This window comes from Actinomadura sp. NAK00032, from assembly GCF_013364275.1.
Taxonomy (GTDB): domain Bacteria; phylum Actinomycetota; class Actinomycetes; order Streptosporangiales; family Streptosporangiaceae; genus Spirillospora.
Map to the genome: position 1 here is coordinate 2944844 of NZ_CP054932.1, position 20809 is coordinate 2965652.

Sequence of the window (20809 nt, forward strand, 5' to 3'; positions counted from 1 at the left end):
CCGGCGGCGGCACGCGGTCAGTGCGGGACGACGGAGTGCTTGAGGAAACCGTCCCGGCCCGTCACGAGGCAGATGATCAGCCGGTTCCCGGCCTCCCAGCCCAGCTTGTCGGGGCCGGCCCACCCCATGTCGGCGATGTCGAACGGAGGCTTCGACCGCCACACCTTGACCGCGCGCTTGGCGCAGCCCTCCAGCGCCTTCCGATCCATCTTCGCGTCCCCCGGGTACTTGCGGCCGGGCATCGTGTAGACCGCGAGCACCTCGTACTCGTGCTCCTCGGTGCAGGGGACGAGCGGCTGGTCGCCGTTGTCATCCCATTTCTTGACGCAGTCTCCGGGCTGGAGTTGCGGGGTGTACTGGTCCTTGGTCTCGATGGTCTGGTCGAGGGACGCCGGGAGCAGGCCGGACCCGGTGTAGCGCATGACGCAGGTGGCCGCGTGGTCGCCGTCCTTCCACGCCTCCTCGTCCGGCGGCGCGACGTGGAGCCGGAGGTCCTTGCCGTAGCGGCTCTTCTCCAGGAACTCCGTCCGCTCGCGGCAGACCGTCCACGCCCGGTTGCCGAGCTCTTCCGTGCCCGGGTACGGCACGGCCGGCAGCTCGGCCTCGGCGCTGACCTCGCCCTGGTGCGGCGTGGTGCACGGCAGCGGCCGCGCGAACATGCCGGCGGGGCTCTCCTCGAACTCGCTGAAGCAGTCGCCCGGCCGCATCGCGGTGACCGCGACCTTGCCGTCCGTGCGGGCGGCGGGCACGGAGGTGTCCGGGGACAGCGGCCCGACGGTGACGACGACGGCGATGGCGGCGACCCAGACCAGGGCGGCGGCGAGCCCGCCGACGGCCAGGCCGGTGCCCTTCTCGCCGCGGCGCCCGGTCTGGACGAAGGCGGCGACGGCGAAACCGACCGCGAACAGGACCATGCCGAGCAGGCCCGCGACGAGCGCGACGACCGCGAACCGGTTCGTCCGCCGCGGGCCCGCGGCGGACGGCTCCGCGAGCGACGGCCCCGTCCCCGCCGGCGCGTCCGGCGGGGGCTCTGCGGGAGTGTCCGGTGGTGCCCAGGCGCCCGGCTGCGATGTTTCCGGTGGTTCGGGGGCGGTCATGGCAGCAGCGGCTTCTTGAGGGGGCGGTCTTCGCTCTCGCCCATGCACACGGCGGTGCGGATGCCGGTCTCCCACTCGCCCTTCTGCGGCATCATCCAGGAGACCAGGTCCGGTTCGGGGTGCCTGCGGAAGACCTTCGCGAAGCGCTTGTCGCAACCGGCCTCGGCCTTGCGGTCGGTGCCCTTCGTGCCCGGGTACGCCCCGCCCTTCAGCTCGAAGACGGCGACGACCTCGATCCAGTGCTCCCCGGTGCAGGGGAGGACGCGCTGGACCAGGCTCTTGTGCTTCCACTTGCCGAGGCAGTCGCCGCGGTCGAGTTCGTGCCAGAGCTTCAGGCCCGGGTCCAGGGTCGCGGCGAGCGGGGTGGTGATCTTCCCGGTGCCCTCGTAGTGCATCAGGCAGAGGACCTCCCGGTCCCCGGCCCGCCACGTGGTCCGGTTCGGGAGGACGACGTACGACTGCAGGTGCTCGGCGTACCTGCTCTTCTGCAGCCCGGCGAGGCGCAGCCCGCACGCTTCGTCCGCCTGGCGGAGGACCTCCTGGTCGCCGGGGTAGCCGGTGCCGGTCAGGTTCAGCCGGGCGGCGGCCTCGCCGTTGTGCGGCTGCGTGCAAGGCAGCGCCGTCACGAACGCCTGGACGTCCCCGGTGAAGCCGGCGAAGCAGTCGCCGACGTGCAGGAAGGAGGGGAGCACCCTGTCCTTCCCGGTGACGTGCCCCGACGCGTCGCGGTCGACGGTGAGCACGGAGCCGACGGCCGTGGCGGCGGCGAGCGCGGCGACGACGATCCAGACGGCCGAGGCCGCGAGGCCGCCGGCGGCGAGGCCCTTGCCCTTCTCGCCGCGGCGGCCGGCCTGGACGAGCGCGGCGATGCCGAAGCCGATCGCCAGCGGGACCAGCGCGAGGACGCCGGTGACCAGGGCGGTGACCGCCAGCCGGTTCGTCCGCGCGGGGCCGGGCCCCGGCGCGAGAGCGGGCGGTAACGCGCCGGGCGGTGGTGCCTGGGAGGCCGGTGGGCCGGGGGAGACGGGTGCGTCGGTGGGGGCGGGTACGTCGGGCGAGGCCCAGGCGGGGGTGGGGTCGTCCGGGAGGTCGTCAGCGGACGGTGGCGTGGTCACGGCGGAACGGTAGCCGGGGCGTCCGACAAAAGGGTCATTTCCGGCGTATGTCGATCAACTTGTGATCAAGCCTCCGGATGGCCGGGACGCCGCCCCGGCCATCCGTCCGGTCAGGCGAGCGGGGGCTGCGGCTCGTCGTTCTCCGCGCTGATCACCTGCATGACCGCGTTGATCAGCGCCAGATGGGTGAACGCCTGCGGGAAGTTGCCGAGGTGCCGGCCCGTGTGCGGGTCGATCTCCTCGGCGTACAGCTGCAGCGGGCTCGCGTACGACAGCAGCTTCTCGCACAGCGCGCGGGCCCGCTCCAGCTCGCCGATCATCACCAGCGTGCTGACCAGCCAGAACGAGCAGATCGTGAACGTGCCCTCGTCGGACTCGAAGCCGTCGTCGGTCTCCCCGGCCCGGTAGCGCAGGACGAGGTCGTCCTCCGACAGCTCGTCGGCGATGGCGAGCACGGTCTCGCGGACCCGCTTGTCGTCGGCGGGCAGGAACCCGAGCAGCGGGATCAGCAGCGCCGAGGCGTCCAGCGCCGTCGCGCCGTAGTGCGCGGTGAACACGCCCCGCTCGTCCAGCGCGTTCGCGAGCACGTCCGCGTGGATCTCGTCGGCGGCGGCCTGCCAGCGGCGCGCCCGGTCCTGGTCGCCGCGGACCCGGGCGAGCCGGGCGCCGCGCTCGGCCGCCACCCAGCAGAAGACCTTCGAGGAGGTGAAGTGCTGCGGCTCGCCGCGCACCTCCCACATCCCGCAGTCGGGGGTGCGCCAGTTGGCGAGCGCGTCCTCCACCTGCTTGATGATGATCTTCCAGAGCCGGTCGTCGAGCCGGTCCCGCTTGCGCACGAACAGGTAGATGGAGCCGATGATCGCGCCCCACACGTCGTGCTGCGCCTGCATGTACGCCTCGTTGCCGATGCGGACGGGACGGGCGTTGCCGTAGCCGGTGAGGTGCTCCAGCGTGGACTCGGGCAGTTCCTCCCGCCCGTCCAGGCCGTACATGATCTGCAGCTTGCCCTCGGCGGCCTCGGCGACGTCGGTGATGAAGTAGAAGAAGTCGTTGGCCTCCCAGTCGTAGCCGAGCGTGTAGAACGCCCACAGCGCCATCGTGGAGTCGCGTATCCAGGTGTAGCGGTAGTCCCAGTTCCGGTCGCCGCCCGGCGCCTCCGGCAGCGAGGTCGTCGCCGCCGCCGCGACCGCGCCCGACGGCGCGAACGTCAGCCCCTTCAGCGTCAGCGCGCTGCGCTGCAGGTGGCTGCGCCACGGGTGGTCGGGGAAGCGGCCCCGGTCCAGCCAGTGCTGCCAGTGGTGGACGGTCCAGACGAGCCGCTCCTGCGCCTCCTCCCACGAGGACGGCGCCGCGTGCTCGCTCCACGACAGCGCCACGAACCGCGACTCGCCCTGCTTCAGCAGCGTCCGGGACGTGGCGAGCGACCCCTCGAACCCGACGTTCATGTCGGTGGTGAGCCGCAGCCCGATCCCGTTGCCGCGCGCGACGGCCTCGTGGTACCCGGCGCCGGTGTGCTCCCAGCGCGCGGGCGTCTGCCCGTAGTCGAACACCGGCATGCAGTCGAGCCGGACCTGGACCTGCCCGTTCACGCACCGCACCATCCGCAGCAGGACGTGGTCGGCGTCGTAGTCGGTGGGGGCCCTGCGGTGCGTGTGGGACCGTTCCGTCTCGTGGTGCCACGGGCCCATCAGCAGGGCGTCCGTCACCACCAGCCAGCCCCCGTGCACCCACCAGGTGGTCTCCATCACCATGGTGCCGGGGATGTAGCGCTGCGCGGCGGGCACCTCGACGCCCGCCGGGCCGACGCGGAAGTACCCGGCGTCGCGGTCCAGGATCGACCCGAACACGCTCGGCGAGTCCATCTTCGGCAGGCACATCCACTCGATGTTCCCGCTCGGCGCGACCAGTGCGGTCGTCTCGCAGTCGGACAGGAACCCGAAATCGGCGATCGGGGCGAACGGATCTCCCGCCCGGCCGCCGGCGACCTTCGGCCTCACAACGTCACCTCCTTGATCCATCATTACCTCTCCCGAGCCGTGGGCGCGCCAGAGCGGCCGGCCGCGTGCCTCCCGGCCGCCGCCCCGGACGCGGGTGTGGCGCTGGTCTCCCCATTGGAATAGACCATTATCTGCGGTCTGAGCTGCGAAAACTCCCTCCGGCGCACCGGGCGCCGAGGAACCGCGGCGGGCGCGGGTACAGTCCCGGCAAACAGGGCAGCGGACCCGCTTCTGCCTGGGGGAACGCGACGGCGCGCGCCCCCGGCGCGGCGGGCCCGGACCTGCCACTGGGTGGAACCGGAGCGAGAAGGAGCTCCCCGTGCCGAAGTTCGTGTACGACTTCACTGAGGGCAACAAGGACCTCAAGGACCTGCTGGGCGGCAAGGGCGCCAACCTGGCCGAGATGACCAACCTCGGACTGCCCGTGCCCCCCGGGTTCACGATCACCACCGAGGCCTGCCGGCACTACCTCGAGCACGGGAACCTGCCCGAGGGACTGGCGGACGAGGTGAACGCGCACCTCGCCGGCCTCGAGTCCGCGATGGGCAAGAAGCTCGGCCAGAGCGACGACCCGCTGCTGGTGAGCGTGCGGTCGGGCGCCAAGTTCAGCATGCCGGGAATGATGGAGACCGTCCTCAACGTGGGGCTGAACGACGAGTCCGTGCACGGGCTCGCCGCCCAGGCGGGCGACGAGCGGTTCGCGTGGGACTCCTACCGGCGGCTGATCCAGATGTTCGGCAAGACCGTGCTGGACATCGACGGCGACCTGTTCGAGGACGCCATCGAGGACGCCAAGCGCGAGCGCGGCAGCGACGACGACGCCGACCTCACCGCCGCGGACTTCGAGGCGCTCGTCGGCCGGTTCAAGGAGATCGTGCGGGAGCGGGCCGGGCGGGACTTCCCGACCGACCCGCGCGAGCAGATGGACCTCGCCGTCAAGGCGGTGTTCGACTCCTGGAACGCCGACCGCGCGATCCTCTACCGGCGGCAGGAGCGCATCCCCGTCGACCTCGGCACCGCCGTGAACATCTGCTCGATGGTCTTCGGCAACATGGGCCGGGACTCCGGCACCGGCGTCGCGTTCACCCGCGACCCCGCGTCCGGCCAGCAGGGCATCTACGGCGACTACCTGCAGAACGCGCAGGGCGAGGACGTCGTCGCCGGCATCCGCAACACGGTGCCGCTGACCGAGCTGGAGCGCATCGACAAGGCCTCCTACGACGGGCTCCTGAAGATCATGGAGACGCTGGAGAACCACTACCTCGACATGTGCGACATCGAGTTCACGATCGAGCGCGGGAAGCTGTGGATGCTGCAGACCCGGGTGGGCAAGCGGACCGCCGCCGCGGCGTTCCGCATCGCCTGCCAGCTGCTCGACCAGGGGCTCATCGACGTGGACGAGGCGGCCCGCCGCGTCACCGGCGACCAGCTCGCGCAGCTGATGTTCCCCCGCTTCGCGAGCAGGGTGGACGGCGTCCGGAAACTGACCAAGGGCATGAACGCCTCGCCGGGCGCGGCCGTCGGCAAGGCCGTGTTCAGCTCCGCCCGCGCGGTGGAGCTGGCCGGCCGGGGCGAGGACGTGATCCTCGTGCGCCGCGAGACCAACCCCGACGACCTCTCCGGCATGGTGGCCGCGAAGGGCGTGCTGACCTCGCGCGGCGGCAAGACCTCGCACGCCGCCGTCGTCGCGCGCGGCATGGGCAAGACCTGCGTGTGCGGCGCCGAGGAGCTCGACGTCGACGTCAGGAACGGGCACTTCACCGCCCCCGGCGGCGTGACCGTGGCCGAGGGCGACGTCATCTCGATCGACGGGTCGTCCGGCGACGTCTACCTCGGCGAGGTACCCGTGGAGGACTCGCCCGTCGTCCGGTACTTCGAGGGCGAGCTCGCGGCCGGCGACGGCGACGACCTCGTCACGGCCGTCGACCGCGTCATGAAGCACGCCGACGCGCGCGCCGCGCTGAAGGTCCGCGCGAACTCCGACAACCCCGAGGACTCGGCGCGGGCCCGCCGGTTCGGCGCCGCCGGCATCGGGCTGTGCCGCACCGAGCACATGTTCCTCGGCGAGCGGCGGCAGCTGATCGAGGAGCTCGTGCTCGCCGCGGACGACGCCGAGCGGCAGGCCGCGCTGGACGCCCTGGAGCCGCTGCAGCGCGGCGACTTCGAGGGCATCTTCGCGGCCATGGACGGGCTGCCCGTCACGATCCGCCTCATCGACCCGCCCCTGCACGAATTCCTCCCCGACATCACCGAGCTGTCGGTCAGGGTCGCGCTCGCGGGCGAGGACGCGGACGCCAAGGACCGGAGACTGCTCGAGGCAGTCACCCGACTGCACGAGCAGAACCCTATGCTCGGACTGCGCGGCGTGCGGCTCGGTTTGGTGATTCCCGGCCTGTTCGCCATGCAGGTGCGCGCGATCGCCGAGGCCGCGGCGGCGCGCCGCCGCGCGGGCGGCGACCCGCGCCCGGAGATCATGATCCCGCTCGTCGGCGCGGTGCAGGAGCTGGAGGCGGTCCGCGACGAGGCCCGCGGCATCCTCGCGCAGGTGCGGGAGGCCACCGGCACCGACGTCGCGGCGCTGATCGGCACCATGATCGAGCTGCCGCGGGCGGCGCTGACCGCCGGGCAGATCGCCGAGGCCGCCGAGTTCTTCTCCTTCGGCACCAACGACCTCACCCAGACGACGTGGGGCTTCTCCCGCGACGACGTCGAGGCGGCGTTCTTCTCCCGCTACCTGGAGCTCGGCATCTTCGGGGCGTCGCCGTTCGAGACCCTCGACCGGGAGGGCGTCGGGCGGCTCGTCCGGATCGCCGCGCAGGAGGGCCGCCGGGCCCGGCCGGGCCTCAAGCTCGGCATCTGCGGCGAGCACGGCGGCGACCCCGACTCGGTGCACTTCTGCCACGAGGTCGGCCTGGACTACGTGTCCTGCTCGCCGTTCCGCGTCCCCGTCGCGCGGCTGGAGGCCGGCCGCGCGGCGATCGCGGCGGCCGACGCCGCGGGCGGCGGGAGGGCCGGCAGCGACAGCCGCTGACGCACCCGGCGGGCGGCCGGTTCCCTCCGGCGGGGGACCGGCCGCCGAGGCGCGTGTGGGGTCCGTAACACGCGGGACCTCCGAACTTCGGGCGCGCGCCGGACCATCTCACCTAGTGTGTCCGATGCGATGACGTTGGAAGTGCATTTGCCGGAGCCCCAGCCCGAAGAGCCCGCCGCCGAGACCCCGGACGGCGAGCGCCGGCGGCGCCGCCGCTCGCCCTGGTTCACGGTTCCGGTGAGCATCGTCCTCGGGCTGCTCGCGATCGCCGTGCTGACCCCGCTGACCGTCGGCACCCGGATCTGGTACCAGGCCCGGCAGGACGAGCGGCCCCGCTCCGACGCGATCATCGTGCTGGGCGCCGCGCAGTACAACGGGCGGCCGTCCCCGACGCTGAAGTGGCGGCTCCAGCACGCCCTGCGGCTCTACCGCGACGGCGTCGCGCCCGCCATCGTCACCGTCGGCGGCAAGGCCCCCGGCGACAACTACACCGAGGCGGGCGCCGGGCGCGCCTGGCTGATCGAGGAGGGCGGGGTGCCCGCCGCCAAGGTCTTCGCGGTGCCGGTCGGCCGGGACACGCTGGAGAGCCTCAAGGCGGTCGGCAGCGAGTTCGACCGGCACCACTGGTCGTCCGCCGTGATCGTCACCGACCCCTGGCACGGGCTGCGGTCCAAGAAGATGGCCGAGGACCAGGGCATCGAGGCGGCCGCGTCGCCGACCCGGAGCGGCCCCAGCGTGCAGACCCGCGACACGCAGTTCAACTACATCGTCCGGGAGACCGGCGGCTACCTGTCGTACGTGTTGCTGGGCAAGAGCGTCCAGGTGCCGGACGAGACCATCAAGCGCATCCGCATCGACCCGTCCGCGACGCCGGGCCCGTCGTCCCCCGCGACGACGCGGGCGCCGTCCTCGGCGCCGCCGAGCCGCTGAACAGGCCGCGCCCGCTTACCCTGGATAGGGCCATGACGAGCAATGACACTGCGGGCTACGACGCCCGCGACCGGCGGCGGTGGGCCCCGGAGCCGGCCAAGCGCCGCGACCGGACGGCGTTCGAGCGCGACCGCGCCCGCGTCCTGCACAGCGCCGCGCTGCGGCGGCTGGCCGCCAAGACCCAGGTCGCCTCGCCGGGCGCGGACGCGGCGGCCGACACCGTGCAGAGCCTGCGCACCCGGCTGACGCACTCGCTGGAGTGCGCGCAGGTGGGCCGGGAGCTCGGCAAGTCCCTCGGCTGCGACCCCGACCTGGTCGAGGCGGCGTGCCTGTCGCACGACATCGGGCACCCTCCGTTCGGCCACAACGGCGAGTACGCCCTGGACATCGTCGCCCGCGACTGCGGCGGCTTCGAGGGCAACGCGCAGAGCCTGCGCGTCCTGACCCGGCTGGAGCCGAAGTCGTTCGCGCCGGACGGCCCGCCCCTGCACGGCCGCAGCGTGGGCCTGAACCTGACCCGCGCCGCGCTGGACGCCGCGATGAAGTACCCGTGGACGCAGGCCGAGGCGGTGCACGGCAAGTTCGGCGTCTACCCCGACGACCTGGACGTCGCCGCCTGGGTCCGGGAGGGCGCGCCCGAGGGCCGGACGTGCTTCGAGGCCCAGGTGATGGACTGGAGCGACGACGTCGCCTACTCCGTCCACGACCTGGAGGACGCGCTGGTCGCCGGGCACGTCGACTTCGCCCGGCTCGCCGACCCGGCCGAGCGCCGCCTCGTCGCCGCCACCGCCGCCAAGCTGTACTGCCCGGACGCCGACCTCGCCGAGCTGGAGGAGCGCTTCACGGCGCTGCTCGCCGAGCCGTACTGGCCGGACCGCTACGACGGGACGCCGCGCAGCCTCGCCGCCCTGAAGAACCTGACCAGCACGCTGATCGGCCGGTTCTGCCTGGCCGCCGAGTCGGCGACCCGCGCCGCCTACGGCGACCGCCCGCTCACCCGGTACGCGGCCGAGCTGATCGTGCCGCGCGCGCAGCGGCTGGAGAACGCCCTGCTCAAGGGGATCACGGCGCACTACGTGTGGATCAGCCACGAGGAGATCCGGGCCCGGCAGCGGACGCTGATCACCGAGCTGGCCGAGCTGATGCTGGCCGGCGCGCCCGGCACGCTCGACCCGGGGTTCCGCGCGGCCTTCACCGAGGCCGCCGGCGACGCGGCCCGGCTGCGCGCCGTCATCGACCAGATCGCCTCGCTGACCGACCTGTCCGCGATCGCCCGGCACCGCATGCTGGGCGGCCGTCCGCGCTGATCGGCGCGCCCGCCGGGGCCGCCGCGAGCGCGCGGCGGCGGTCCGACGCGCACCTGTGGCCCTTGTTCCTCCCGTGCCGCGGCTATAGCTATAGCTACAGGTCAATCACAGGAGGTCGCCATGCCCGAGGAGACGTTCGTCATAGCCGGTGCGAGCCTGGCCGGCGCCAAGGCGGCGGAGACCCTGCGCGCCGAGGGCTTCACGGGCAGGGTCCTGCTGGTGGGGGACGAGATCGAGCGGCCCTACGAGCGGCCGCCGCTGTCCAAGGGCTTCCTGCTGGACAAGGAGCCGCGCGACAAGGCGCACGTCCACGAGGCGGACTGGTACGACAAGCACGACGTGGAGCTGCGGCTCGGCACCTCCGTCGCGGCCGTCGACCGGGCCGCGCACCAGGTGCGGCTGTCCACCGGGGAGCCGGTGGGCTACGACCGGCTGCTGCTGGCGACGGGCGCGTCCGTGCGGCGGCTGGACGTGCCCGGGGCCAAGCTGCAGGGCATCCACTACCTGCGCACGATGGCCGACTCGGCGGCGCTCAAGCAGGCGCTCGCGCACGGCGGCCGGCGCGTCGTGGTGGCGGGCGCGGGCTGGATCGGGCTGGAGGCGGCCGCCGCCGCCCGCGCCTACGGCAACGACGTCACGGTGATCGAGCCGGAGCCGGCGCCGCTGCACGCCGCGATGGGGCCCGAGCTCGGCGGGATGTTCGCCGACCTGCACCGCGAGCACGGCGTCGACCTGCGGCTCGACCAGGGCGTCGCCGGGTTCTGGGGCGCCGGGCAGGTGTCGGCCGTCGTGACCTCCGGCGGCGCCGAGGTGCCGGCGGACGTCGTGGTCGTCGGCATCGGCGTGCGGCCCAACACCCGGCTCGCGGAGGAGGCGGGCCTGGAGGTGTCCGACGGGATCCTCGTCGACCAGTCGCTGCGCACGTCCGATCCCGACATCTTCGCCGCCGGCGACGTCGCGAACGCCTACCACCCGCTGCTCGGCCGGCGGATCCGGGTGGAGCACTGGGCGAACGCGCTGAACGGCGGGCCCGCCGCCGCCCGCGCCATGCTCGGCCAGGACGTCGTCTACGACCGGATCCCGTACTTCTTCAGCGACCAGTACGACCTCGGCATGGAGATGTCGGGCGTCGCGTCGCCGGGGGAGTACGACCAGGTCGTGTACCGGGGCGATCGCGCGGCCCGGGAGTTCATCGCGTTCTGGCTGTCCGGCGGGCGGGTCGTCGCCGGGATGAACGTCAACGTGTGGGACGTGACGGGGGACGTCCAGGCGCTGATCCGCGCGCAGCGCCCGGTGGACGCCGCGCGCCTCGCCGACCCCGCGGTGCCGCTGGCCGATCTCGCCTGATCCCGCCCGCGTACAGTCGGCCGGATGGCCACGGAGGAGATCGCGGCGCTCGGCCGGGCGCGGCTCGCGGTGACGGCGGCGTTCACCGCGCACGGGCTCGTCGCCGCCGCGTGGGTCGCCCGCATCCCGCAGATCAAGGAGCAGCTCGGGCTGAGCGAGGGCGCGATGGGCGTCGCGCTGCTCGGCGCCCCGGTCGGGGTCGTCGCGGCGGTCCGGTTCGCGGGGTGGACGGTCGCCCGGTGGGGGAGCCGCGCCACGACCCTCGGCGCGGGGCTGGCCGCCGCGGCGTCGCTGGTCCCGCTCGGCCTCGCCTGGAACCTGCCCGCGCTGGTCGTCGCGCTGCTGCTGATGGGCGGCTCGCTCGGGCTGATGGACGTGGCGATGAACGCCCAGGGCGTGGCCGTCGAACGCGGCTACGGGCGTCCGCTCATGTCGGGCCTGCACGGCGCCTACAGCATCGGGACGCTGCTGTCCGCGCTGGCCGGGGCGGGCGCGGCGCACGCGGGAGTCCCCGTACCACTGCACCTGGCCGCCGCCGCCCTGCTGCTCGGCGTCCTCGTCGCGGGCGGCTGCCGCGGCCTGCTGGACCGCTCCGCCGACGCCCCGCCGGAGCCGGACGGCGCGGTCGTGCGGCCCGCGCGGTCCTCGTCCCGCCGGCTGCTGGCGCTGCTCGGCGTCATCGGGCTGTGCTCGTTCGTCGGCGAGGGCGCCATGGCCGACTGGAGCGCGATCTACCTGCGGGAGGAGCTCGGCACCGGGCCCGGCCTCGCGGGCCTCGGCTACGCCGGCTGCGCGGTGGCGATGACCGCCGGGCGGATGGGCGGGGACCGGGTCGTCGCGCGGTTCGGGCCCGTCCCGGTGCTGCGGGCCGGGTCGCTGGCCGCCGCGCTCGGCCTCGGCTGCGGGCTCGCCGCGGCGGGCCCGGTGGCGGCCGTGGCCGGGTTCACGCTGTTCGGCCTCGGCATCGCCGTCGTCGCGCCGGTCACCTTCAGCGCGGCCGGCAACCTGCCGGGGGTGCCCGCAGCGGCCGGCATCTCCCGGGTCACCGCGGTCGGCTACGCCGGGCTGCTCGGCGGCCCGCCGGTGATCGGGTTCGTCGCGCAGGGGGTGGGGCTGGCGTGGGCGCTCGCCGTCCCCGTCGCGCTGGTCGGGCTGATCGTGCTGCTGGCCCCGGCGGTGGCCACCGCGGAGGGCTGACGCGCGCGCCATTGATCTTTTGGCGGGGTTCCGACTTTCGTATATGTCCTACTCAGGTAAGGTCTGGGCGAGTGAGCACTGTGCAGCGGTCGAGACCGGTCGATCCGGTCCCGTCCGCCCCGGCCTACCGGACATTCCTCCGCGAACTGCTGAGCTTCGGCTTCGTGGGGGTCGTCGGCACGCTCATCATGATCTTCGGCGCCAACCTGATGCGCGCCTGGCTCGGCGGCAGCCCGGTCACCAGCGTCGTCGTGCCGACCGTGGTGTCGACGCTGACGTCCTACCTGCTCAACCGGTACTGGACGTTCCGGCACCGCGACAGCGACGGCTCCGGCCGGGAGGTCGCGATCTTCTTCGCGCTGAACGGCGTCGGGCTGCTCATCCAGGTGCTGTGCACCGGCTTCACCTACTACACCCTCGGCCTGCACGGCGGCATCGCCTACAACCTCGGCCTGCTCGCCGGCGTCGGGCTCGGCGCGGCGTTCCGCTACTGGTCGTACAAGAAGTGGGTGTTCACGCCGGCGGCGGCCTGACATGGCGCGGCTCGACGACGAGTGGGCGGAGCACCGGCCGGCCGTGTTCGGCGCGGCCTACCGCATCACCGGCAGCGTCGCCGACGCCGAGGACATCGTCCAGGACGTCTGGCTGCGCGCGTCGGCGCGCGGGACGCTGGACGACGTCCGCGACCTGCGCGCCTGGCTGATCACGGCGGCCGCGCGCCGCGCCTACGACGTGCTCGGCTCCGCCCGCGCGCGCCGCGTCGACTACGTCGGGCCGTGGCTGCCCGAGCCGCTGCCGACCGGGCCGGACGCCGCCGAGCCGGTGCTGCTGGACGAGACCGCCGGCACCGCGATGCTCGTCGTGATGGAGGAGCTGACGCCGCCCGAGCGGGTCGCGTTCGTCCTGCACCAGGCGTTCGGGGTGCCCTACGACCAGATCGCCGGGGTGCTCGGGAAGTCGGCCGCCGCGTGCCGGCAGCTCGCCTCGCGGGCGCGCCGCAAGGTCGCCGCGGCGCTGCCGTCCCGCCCGGCGCCCCCGAAGGAGCGCGCGGCGGTGCTGGCGGCGTTCCGGGACGCCTACGAGCGCGGCGACGAGGCGGCGCTGCTGGCGCTGCTCGACCCGGACGCCGCCTACACCACCGACGGCGGCGGCCGCGTCTTCGCCGCCCGCAAGGTCATCGCGGGCGCGGGCCGGGTCGCCACCGCGCTGCTGCGCGTCCGCGCCCGCAACGCGCTGCGGCTGGAGTTCGCGGAGATCAACGGCCGGCCCGAGCTGCTGGCGGTGGGGGACGGCCGGCTGTTCGCCGTCGACACCGTGGAGGTCGCCGGCGGCCGCGTCACCGCCGTCAACCGCGTCCTCAACCCCGACAAGCTCGGCGCCGTCCGCCGCGCCGCGGCGGGACCGCGGCTCAGCGGCCCGCCGGAATGACCTTCTCGGTCCGGGCCGCGGCCTCGGCCAGCACGCCGGCCAGGTCCTGCCCGGTGGCCTGGGAGAAGATCACCTGGTCGACGCCGCGCTCGGCGGCGCGGCCGACGACGTCGACGACCTCGTCCACCGACGGGGTCCCGGGCAGCAGGGCCAGCGACGTCTTCTCGATCTCGGCGTAGTCGCGCCCCTCGCGCTCGCAGTGCTCCCGCAGCACCTCCAGCTTGCGGGGCAGCTCGTCGCCGTCGAAGAGGTTGCACGCGTCGGCGTACTTGGCGACGAACCGCAGCGTCTTCTTCTCCCCGCCGCCGCCGACCAGGATCGGCGGATGCGGGCGGCGCAGCGCGGGCGGCGAGTTCAGCGGGCGCTCCAGCCGGTAGTGCTCGCCCTCGAACGGCGACTCGTCGCCCTCCCACATCCGGTGGGCGAGCCGCAGCGTCTCCTCCAGCCGCTCGAACCGCTCGGCGGTCGGCGGGAACCGGACGCCGAGGCCGCGCGACTCCTCCTCGTTCCAGGCCGCGCCGATGCCGAGCCACGCGCGCCCGCCGGACAGGACGTCCAGCGTCGTCACGGTCTTGACCAGGATCCCGGGGTGCCGGTAGGTGACGCCGGTGACCATCGTCCCGAGGGTGATCCGCTCGGTCAGCGCCGCCGCGTAGGCGAGCGCGGAGTAGCCCTCCAGCATGGGCTCCTCCGAAGGGCCCACCCCGGTGATCTGGAAGAAGTGGTCCATCACCCAGAGCGAGCTCAGCCCGCCCTGGTCGGCGTCGCGGGCCATCCGGCCGAACGTCGGGGCGATCTGCTCCGGCCCGCCGGGATAGGTGAAGCTGGGAACCTGTAGTCCGATGCGCATGGCAGTCCCTGGTGTGTCGTGTGCCGGCTCTCTCCTTCCACTGTGCGACCTGGAGCGCGCTCCAGGTCAAGCGGCCCCGCCGGGAGCGCATTGACCTGGAGTGCGCTCCAGGTGAAATCCTGGAGGGCGTGAGCTCCTACTCCCCGGCGGAGACCGCCGACAAGAGCGGCTTCAGCATCGACACGCTGCGCTACTACGAGAAGATCGGCCTGCTGCCGGACATCGCCCGCAACGCCGCCGGCCGGCGGGTGTTCAGCGACGGCGACCTCGCCTGGCTCCACATGCTGCGCTGCCTGCGCGGGACGGGGATGCCCATCGCGGAGATGCTGCGCTTCTCCGAACTGGCCCGCGGCGGCACCGAGACCTTCCGGGAGCGCCTCGACCTGCTGGAAGCGCACGACCGCCGGGTGGAGGAGCAGATCGCCACCCTGCGCGAGCAGCAGGCGCAGATCAAGATGAAGATCGGCCTCTACCGCGACGCGGTCTGCGAGCCCGCGCCCGCCTCCGCCTGAGCCAGCACCCGCTCGGCCCGCGCCCACGCCTGCGCCGGGTCGAACGAGTCCGCGCGCCAGGCGTGGGCCCGGATCGTGCCGCGGTCCCGGAACCGGCGCATGATCTCCACGTGCGGCGGCCAGCCGACGAAGCGGCGCAGCGCTGCCTCGTCCGTCCAGACCGAGACCGAACCGCACCGCCGCTGCCGGGGCCGCGACCAGAGCCACAGGCCGACGGCGCCTTCCAGCTCCGGCCAGGACCGGCGCAGCGCCATGCCCGCCCGGAAGACGGCCGGCAGGTCGTGCGCGTGCGCGCAGGTGAAGTCGGTGACGCTCACCAGGACCGGTCCCGAGGCGGCGGCCGGACCGGCCTGCCAGGAACTCCTCAGCGCCCCGCTGATCAGTGCCCCGCTCATCAGTGCCATGAGGGATCCCGTCCCAGCAGGGCGAGCAGGCGCTCCTTCGGTGCGGCGCCGTCCGGGGACGGCAGGGCCGCGGCGAACGCGTCGGCCGGGCCCCGCCCCTCGGCGGGGACGAGCGCGGCGACCTTGAGCGACGCGGCGACGAGGTCGTCCGCCGGCTCCCACGGGACGCCGATCGCGGCGGCCACGTCCCACGCGTGGACGACCAGGTCGACGAGGTGGAAGGCGATCGCGAGGGCGGCCGGGAAGCGCCCGCCGAGTTCGGGGAGGGCCAGTTCCGCGTCGAGGGCGGCGTCGGCGAAGGCGCGCTCGACAAGGTCCGCACTGGCCGTGGCAGCGGCGTGCGGGTCGCTCCCGAGGTCGCCGCCGCGCCAGGCCGCCAGGCGGTCGCCGCCGCCCCGGGCCGCCGCGGCGAAGCCCTCGTCCTGGCCGATCTGGTGGCGCAGCAGGCCGTGCAGGGTCCAGTCCGGGCACGGCGTGGGCAGGGCGAGCGCGTCCGGCTTCACCTGCGCGACGGCCGACAGGTAGAGGTCCGCCGCTCTGCGGTCCAGCGGCCGGAAATCGGTGGTCAAGAGTTCGGTCATCAGGTCCATGCGGCCACGCTAGGACCCCGTAGAGGCCCAGATAAAGGGCCAAAAACGCACGAAATGGCTGAGCCGATTTAGGGTGGGCCCTTGTGGACCTGCATGTGAGCCTGGTGGGCCGCCGAGACCTCGCCGGGCAGATCTACGCGCAGCTGCGCGCCGCGATCCTGGACGGGCGGCTGCGCGCCGGGGAGGCGGTGCCCCCGACGCGGGAGCTGGCGCGGCGGCTCGCGATCTCCCGCAACACGGTCGCGGCCGCCTACGACCGGCTCGCCGCCGAGGGCTTCGTGGCGAGCCGGATCGGCGCCGGGACGTTCGTCCGGGAGGCCGGGTCGGCCGCGCGGGGCGCCCCGGCGGCCTCGCCGCTGCGGCCCCGGGCGCGCTGGGACGAGGTGGCGGTGTGGCCCCGGCCGATGCCCGGGATCAGATGGGACTTCCGCGCCGGGCTGCCCGACGCGGCGCTGTTCCCCTACGAGGCGTGGCGGCGGATCATGGCGGGCCTGCTGCGGCCCTCGGCGCTCGGCGACCCCGCCGCGGCGGGCGACCCGGCGGGGCTGCCCGCGCTGCGCGAGGCCATCGCCCGGCACGTCGGGGTCTCCCGGTCGGTGCGCGCCGGCGGCCGCGACATCGTGGTCACCTCGGGGACGCAGCAGGCGCTCGACCTGATCGTCCGGGTGCTCCTCGAACCGGGCGACACGGTGGCCGTCGAGGACCCGGGCTACCCGCCCGTCCGGATGCTGCTGGCCGCCGCCGGGATGCGGGTCCGGGGCGTGCCGGTCGACGCGGAGGGGCTGCGGGTGGACGCGCTCCCCGACGACGCGCGGGCCGTGTACGTCACGCCGTCCCACCAGTTCCCGCTGGGCATGCCGATGTCGCTGCCGCGCCGCCGGGCCCTGCTGGACTGGGCGCGCCGCCGCGACACGGTGATCGTCGAGGACGACTACGACACCGAGTACCGGTACGGGGGGCGCCCGGTCGAGCCGCTGCAGAGCCTGGACGAGGACGGCCGCGTGCTCTACACCGGCACCTTCTCCAAGATCATGCGGCCGGTGCTGCGGCTCGGGTTCCTGGTGGCGCCGCCGTCCCTGCACCGCGCGTTCCGGATGGCGCGGTACGTCTCGTCCTGGCACGCCGAGCTGCCGGCGCAGGCGGCGCTCGCCCGGTTCATCGACGAGGGCCTGCTCGTCCGGCACATCCGCAGGTCGCGGCGCGCGTACCGGGCCCGGCACGAGCGCGTCGCCGAGCTGCTCCCGGAGCTGTTCGGCGACCGGCTCGCGGTCGTCCCGGCGGAGGCGGGGCTGCACCTGAGCGCCGTCCTGCCGGCCGGGACCGACGACGCCGCGATCGCCGCGCGGGCGCTCGGCGCGGGCGTCGGGCTGTTCCCGCTGTCGGAGTTCGCGGTCACCGGGCCGGCGGTCCCCGGGCTGGTCTTCGGGTACGGCGCGGTGGAGCTGCCCGCGATCGAGGCGGGGCTGCGCAGGCTGCGCGCGGTGGCCGGCGGCTGACGGCGACCGGTGCTCAGCGCTGGACGGGGGTGACGCGGCGGCCGTCGGCGCCGAAGAACAGCACGCGGTCGAAGTCGACGGTCAGCGCCACGTGGTCGCCGCGGTCGGGACGGTCGCCGGGCGCGATGCGGAATACCAGGTCGGAGCGCCGGTGGTGGCCGGCGTGCTCCTCGGGGACGCCCTCGTCCGGGGCCGGCTTGCCGAGCATCTCGCGCAGCCGGTCCCGCCAGCCGGCGGGCTCGGCGTCGTGGGACGGCGCGCGCGGCGGCCGCCCGACCTCGGAGGCGTCGATCGTGGGGATGCCCGCCTCGGCGTAGGCGAGCCACTCGTGCCCGTGGAACTCCAGCGCCCGGACCTGCCCGGACAGCACCGACCCGTGCGGCGCGGGGGCGCCCGGCGCGATCGGCATCAGGGTGTCCGGCCGGATCCCGACGATCACCCCCTGGCCGTGGTGGCTGATCAGCGCGGACGCGCGCGGGTCGTCCCACGGCACGGTCAGCCGCTGCGGGCCGAAGTCCAGCAGCAGCCCCTCGCCCTCGATGGCCCACAGGGTGGCCTGCAGCAGGTTGATCGGCGGGGAGCTGAGGAACGCGGCCACGAACACCGTCGCCGGGTCCTCGTAGATCTGCTCGGGGGTGCCGACGTCCTCCAGGACGCCGTCGCGCAGCACCGCCATGCGGTCGGCCATCGTCATGGCCTCGACCTGGTCGTGGGTGACGTACACGGTGGTGGTGCCGGTGGAGCGGACCAGCGCGGCGATCTCGACCCGCAGCTCGGTGCGCAGCCCCGCGTCCAGGCTGGACAGCGGCTCGTCCATCAGGAACAGCGACGGCTCGCGGATGAGCGCCCGGCCGATCGCGGCGCGCTGGCGCTGGCCGCCGGACAGCGTGCGGGGCAGCCGGTCGATCATCGTGTTGAGGCCCAGCGCGCGGGCCAGCTCGACGACCTTCGCGCTCGCCTCGGCGCGGTCGTCGCCCGAGACCTCCAGCGGGAACATCATGTTCCCCTTGACCGTGCGGTGCGGGTAGAGCGCCCCCTCCTGGAAGACCATGGCGACGTTGCGCTCGCGCGGCGGCAGGTCGTTGGCGACGCTGCCGTTCAGCCACAGGTCGCCGCCGGTGATCTCCTCCAGCCCCGCGATCATCCGCAGGATGGTCGACTTGCCGCAGCCGGACGGACCGAGCAGGACGAACAGCTCGCCGTCGTTGATGCGCAGGCGGACCTTGCGGACGGCGGTGTGCCCGCCCGGATACACCTTGTCGACGCCGTCGAGCACAACATCCGTCATCGCGTCCGCCTGGGTGTGAGCAAAATCTCGGCTCGCCATCACATCGCGCGGCGGTCCGGGTTGTCCAGACCAAATCCGGACTTGCCGGTGGTCGTTCCGGCCGAGTCCGGCCACAGACCATGGCATTCACCGCAAGGCAGGACGATCCAGGCTTTCTGGAGGGCCTCCCCGGACCGCCTCCCCGGGGCGCCCGCGCGGCCGGTTCGGACGGGGAAGCGCCGGATGTCGCGGGCCCGCCGTAGACTCCTTCGTCGTGGCAGGCCGGATTCGCAATGAGGACATCGCACTCGTCCGTGAGCGCGCGTCCATCGACGCCGTGATCGGCGAGTACCTGCAGCTGCGCAGCGCGGGCGGTGGAAACCTCAAGGGCCTGTGCCCCTTCCACGACGAGAAGTCCCCGTCGTTCAACGTGACCCCCTCGCGCGGCCTGTACTTCTGCTTCGGCTGCGAGGCGGGCGGCGACGTCATCAAGTTCGTCCAGGAGATCGAGCACCTGTCGTTCTCCGAGGCGGTCGAGCGGCTCGCCGCCCAGGCCGGCATCCAGCTCCGCTACGAGGAGGGCGGCGGGCGCGGCCCCCGGCAGGACGGCGGCCAGCGCGCCCGCCTGATCGAGGCCCACAAGGCCGCCGCCGAGTACTACACCGGGCAGCTGGCGTCCCCCGAGGGGGCGATCGGGCGCACGTTCCTGTCCGAGCGGGGCTTCGAGGCCGCCGACGCCGCCCGGTTCGGCGTCGGGTTCGCGCCCCGCGAGTGGGAGGGGCTCGTCCGGCACCTGCGCGGCCGCGGGTTCGCCGACCGCGACATCGTCGCCGGCGGCCTCGCCAAGGAGGGCCGGCGCGGCCCGATGGACCGCTTCCGCGGCCGGCTGATGTGGCCCATCCGCGACCTGTCCGGCGACGTCATCGGGTTCGGCGCGCGCCGCCTCTACGAGGACGACGACGGCCCCAAGTACCTGAACACCCCCGAGTCGCCGCTCTTCCACAAGGGGTCGGTGCTGTACGGCGCCGACCTGGCGAAGAAGGAGATCGCGCGGCGCCGGCAGGCCGTCGTGGTCGAGGGCTACACCGACGTGATGGCCTGCCACCTCGCGGGCGTCCCGACCGCGATCGCCACCTGCGGGACGGCGTTCGGCGACGACCACATCAAGGTGCTGCGCCGGCTGCTGATGGACCAGGACGAGTTCCGCGGCGAGGTGATCTTCACCTTCGACGGCGACGCGGCCGGCCGGAAGGCGGCGCTGCGCGCGTTCGACGACGAGCAGAAGTTCGTCTCGCAGACCTTCGTGGCCGTCCAGCCGGACGGGCTCGACCCCTGCGACCTGCGGATCCGGCACGGCGACGCGGCGGTGCGCGACCTGGTCGCGGCCCGGCTGCCGCTGTTCGAGTTCGCGGTGCGCAGCGCGATCGAGCAGCACGACCTCGACACCGTCGAGGGGCGGCTCGCCGCGCTGGACGCGGCGGCCCCGGTCGTCGCCGCCATCAAGGACCGCTCGCGCCGGCACATGTACGCCGTCAACCTCGACCGCTGGCTCGGCATCATGGACGAGCAGTTCGTGCTGCGCCGCGTCCGCGAACTGGCGAACCGCCGGCACGCCCGCGCCCAGGCCGGACGCTCCCCGGCCGCAAACGGCCACCCCGGCCGGCCGGGCGGCGGCGCCGAGCGGAACGGGAACGGCCCCCGCGCCGAGGCGCGGCCGCCGCAGCGGCCCGCGTTCGACCCGTCCGACCCGGAGGTCCAGCGCGAGCGGGAGCTGCTGAAGCTCGCGGTGCAGCGCCCGGCGCTGCTCGGCCCGGCGTTCGACGAGGTTCCGGCCGAGGCGTTCATCGCGCCGCCGCACGCGGCGGTGCGCGCGGTGATCGCGGTGGCGGGCGGCACGGCCGCGGCCGGCGGCGTCGCCGAGTGGGTCGCCCTGCTGCTGGAGAGCGCCCCGAACGACCAGGTCAGGGATCTGCTCACCAAGCTCGGCGTGGAGCCGGTGCGGTCCGCCCAGGATTCGGACGACCGCTATGCCGGGGAACTGCTGGCCCGGATTCAGGAGCGCCAGCTCACCCGCATGATCGCGGACGCGAAATCTAAACTCGGGCGGCTGAATCCGGCCGAGTCGCAGGAGGAATACCACAAGCTCTTCGGCGATCTTGTCGCGCTTGAGCAGCAGCGACGGGTGTTGCGCGAGCGAGGGCTTGGATCACAGTAAGTCAAGGGACCGCAAAATGGGTCCTG

General features: G+C 73.9%; 17 protein-coding genes. 10 read left to right on the plus strand and 7 right to left on the minus strand.

Features of this window, described 5'->3' with window-relative positions:
- Positions 1-17: 17 nt before the first annotated feature.
- From HUT06_RS13790 to HUT06_RS13800, 3 genes are all read right to left on the minus strand, one after another.
- Entirely contained in the window at positions 18-1097 is a 1080-nt protein-coding gene (locus tag HUT06_RS13790) for a DUF4190 domain-containing protein (protein ID WP_176196085.1), read from the minus strand.
- Positions 1094-2212, minus strand: a complete 1119-nt coding sequence (locus HUT06_RS13795) for a DUF4190 domain-containing protein (RefSeq protein WP_176196086.1) — start codon at positions 2210-2212, stop codon at positions 1094-1096. Before HUT06_RS13795 ends, HUT06_RS13790 begins: the two co-directional genes overlap by 4 nt.
- 110 nt (positions 2213-2322) lie before the next feature.
- Positions 2323-4209 carry a glycoside hydrolase family 15 protein gene (locus HUT06_RS13800; RefSeq protein ID WP_254715163.1) on the minus strand — a complete coding sequence of 629 codons (1887 nt, stop codon included), beginning with the start codon at positions 4207-4209 and terminating at the stop codon, positions 2323-2325.
- Positions 4210-4528: 319 nt separating this feature from the next.
- On the opposite strand from HUT06_RS13800, the gene ppdK reads away from it, so the two are divergent.
- From ppdK to sigJ, 7 genes are all read left to right on the plus strand, one after another.
- Positions 4529-7240 carry a pyruvate, phosphate dikinase gene (gene ppdK / locus HUT06_RS13805; protein ID WP_176196087.1) on the plus strand — a complete coding sequence of 904 codons (2712 nt, stop codon included), beginning with the start codon at positions 4529-4531 and terminating at the stop codon, positions 7238-7240.
- Between the two features lie 129 nt (positions 7241-7369).
- Entirely contained in the window at positions 7370-8170 is an 801-nt protein-coding gene (locus HUT06_RS13810) for a YdcF family protein (RefSeq protein WP_176196088.1), read from the plus strand.
- Positions 8171-8202: 32 nt separating this feature from the next.
- Entirely contained in the window at positions 8203-9477 is a 1275-nt protein-coding gene (locus tag HUT06_RS13815; RefSeq protein ID WP_176196089.1) for a deoxyguanosinetriphosphate triphosphohydrolase, read from the plus strand.
- 120 nt (positions 9478-9597) lie between these two features.
- Entirely contained in the window at positions 9598-10824 is a 1227-nt protein-coding gene (locus HUT06_RS13820; protein WP_176196090.1) for an NAD(P)/FAD-dependent oxidoreductase, read from the plus strand.
- A gap of 24 nt (positions 10825-10848) precedes the next feature.
- Positions 10849-12021: an MFS transporter gene (locus HUT06_RS13825; RefSeq protein WP_176196091.1), complete on the plus strand. Its 1173-nt coding sequence runs from the start codon at positions 10849-10851 to the stop codon at positions 12019-12021.
- Positions 12022-12092: 71 nt separating this feature from the next.
- Positions 12093-12554 carry a GtrA family protein gene (locus tag HUT06_RS13830; RefSeq protein WP_176196092.1) on the plus strand — a complete coding sequence of 154 codons (462 nt, stop codon included), beginning with the start codon at positions 12093-12095 and terminating at the stop codon, positions 12552-12554.
- A 1-nt stretch (position 12555) separates the two neighbouring features.
- Positions 12556-13449 carry an RNA polymerase sigma factor SigJ gene (gene sigJ / locus HUT06_RS13835; RefSeq protein WP_176196093.1) on the plus strand — a complete coding sequence of 298 codons (894 nt, stop codon included), beginning with the start codon at positions 12556-12558 and terminating at the stop codon, positions 13447-13449.
- On the opposite strand, the gene HUT06_RS13840 is transcribed toward sigJ, so the two are convergent.
- Positions 13430-14299, minus strand: coding sequence for an LLM class F420-dependent oxidoreductase (locus HUT06_RS13840; RefSeq protein WP_176196094.1), 870 nt, complete (start codon positions 14297-14299; stop codon positions 13430-13432). The two genes, sigJ and HUT06_RS13840, sit on opposite strands and share 20 nt — an antisense overlap.
- 128 nt (positions 14300-14427) lie before the next feature.
- Between HUT06_RS13840 and HUT06_RS13845 the strand changes: the two genes are divergently transcribed.
- Complete coding sequence (locus HUT06_RS13845; protein WP_176196095.1) at positions 14428-14811, plus strand: MerR family transcriptional regulator; 384 nt, start codon at positions 14428-14430, stop codon at positions 14809-14811.
- Here HUT06_RS13845 and HUT06_RS13850 read toward each other — a convergent pair.
- Positions 14769-15206, minus strand: a complete 438-nt coding sequence (locus tag HUT06_RS13850; RefSeq protein ID WP_176196096.1) for a hypothetical protein — start codon at positions 15204-15206, stop codon at positions 14769-14771. The two genes, HUT06_RS13845 and HUT06_RS13850, sit on opposite strands and share 43 nt — an antisense overlap.
- Positions 15206-15805, minus strand: a complete 600-nt coding sequence (locus HUT06_RS13855) for a TIGR03086 family metal-binding protein (protein ID WP_217711302.1) — start codon at positions 15803-15805, stop codon at positions 15206-15208. The genes HUT06_RS13850 and HUT06_RS13855 overlap by 1 nt, the downstream gene beginning before the upstream one ends.
- Positions 15806-15888: 83 nt before the next feature.
- Here HUT06_RS13855 and HUT06_RS13860 point away from each other — a divergent pair, with 83 nt between their 5' ends.
- The gene (locus HUT06_RS13860) at positions 15889-17301 is read left to right on the plus strand and encodes a PLP-dependent aminotransferase family protein (protein WP_176196097.1); all 1413 of its coding nucleotides are present in this window, start codon (positions 15889-15891) and stop codon (positions 17299-17301) included.
- A 13-nt stretch (positions 17302-17314) separates the two neighbouring features.
- Here HUT06_RS13860 and HUT06_RS13865 read toward each other — a convergent pair whose 3' ends face one another.
- Complete coding sequence (locus HUT06_RS13865) at positions 17315-18589, minus strand: ABC transporter ATP-binding protein (RefSeq protein ID WP_176196098.1); 1275 nt, start codon at positions 18587-18589, stop codon at positions 17315-17317.
- A 253-nt stretch (positions 18590-18842) separates the two neighbouring features.
- Between HUT06_RS13865 and dnaG the strand changes: the two genes are divergently transcribed.
- A complete protein-coding gene (dnaG, locus tag HUT06_RS13870) occupies positions 18843-20783 on the plus strand; it encodes a DNA primase (protein WP_176196099.1) in 1941 nt (646 codons plus the stop codon).
- Positions 20784-20809: the final 26 nt, after the last annotated feature.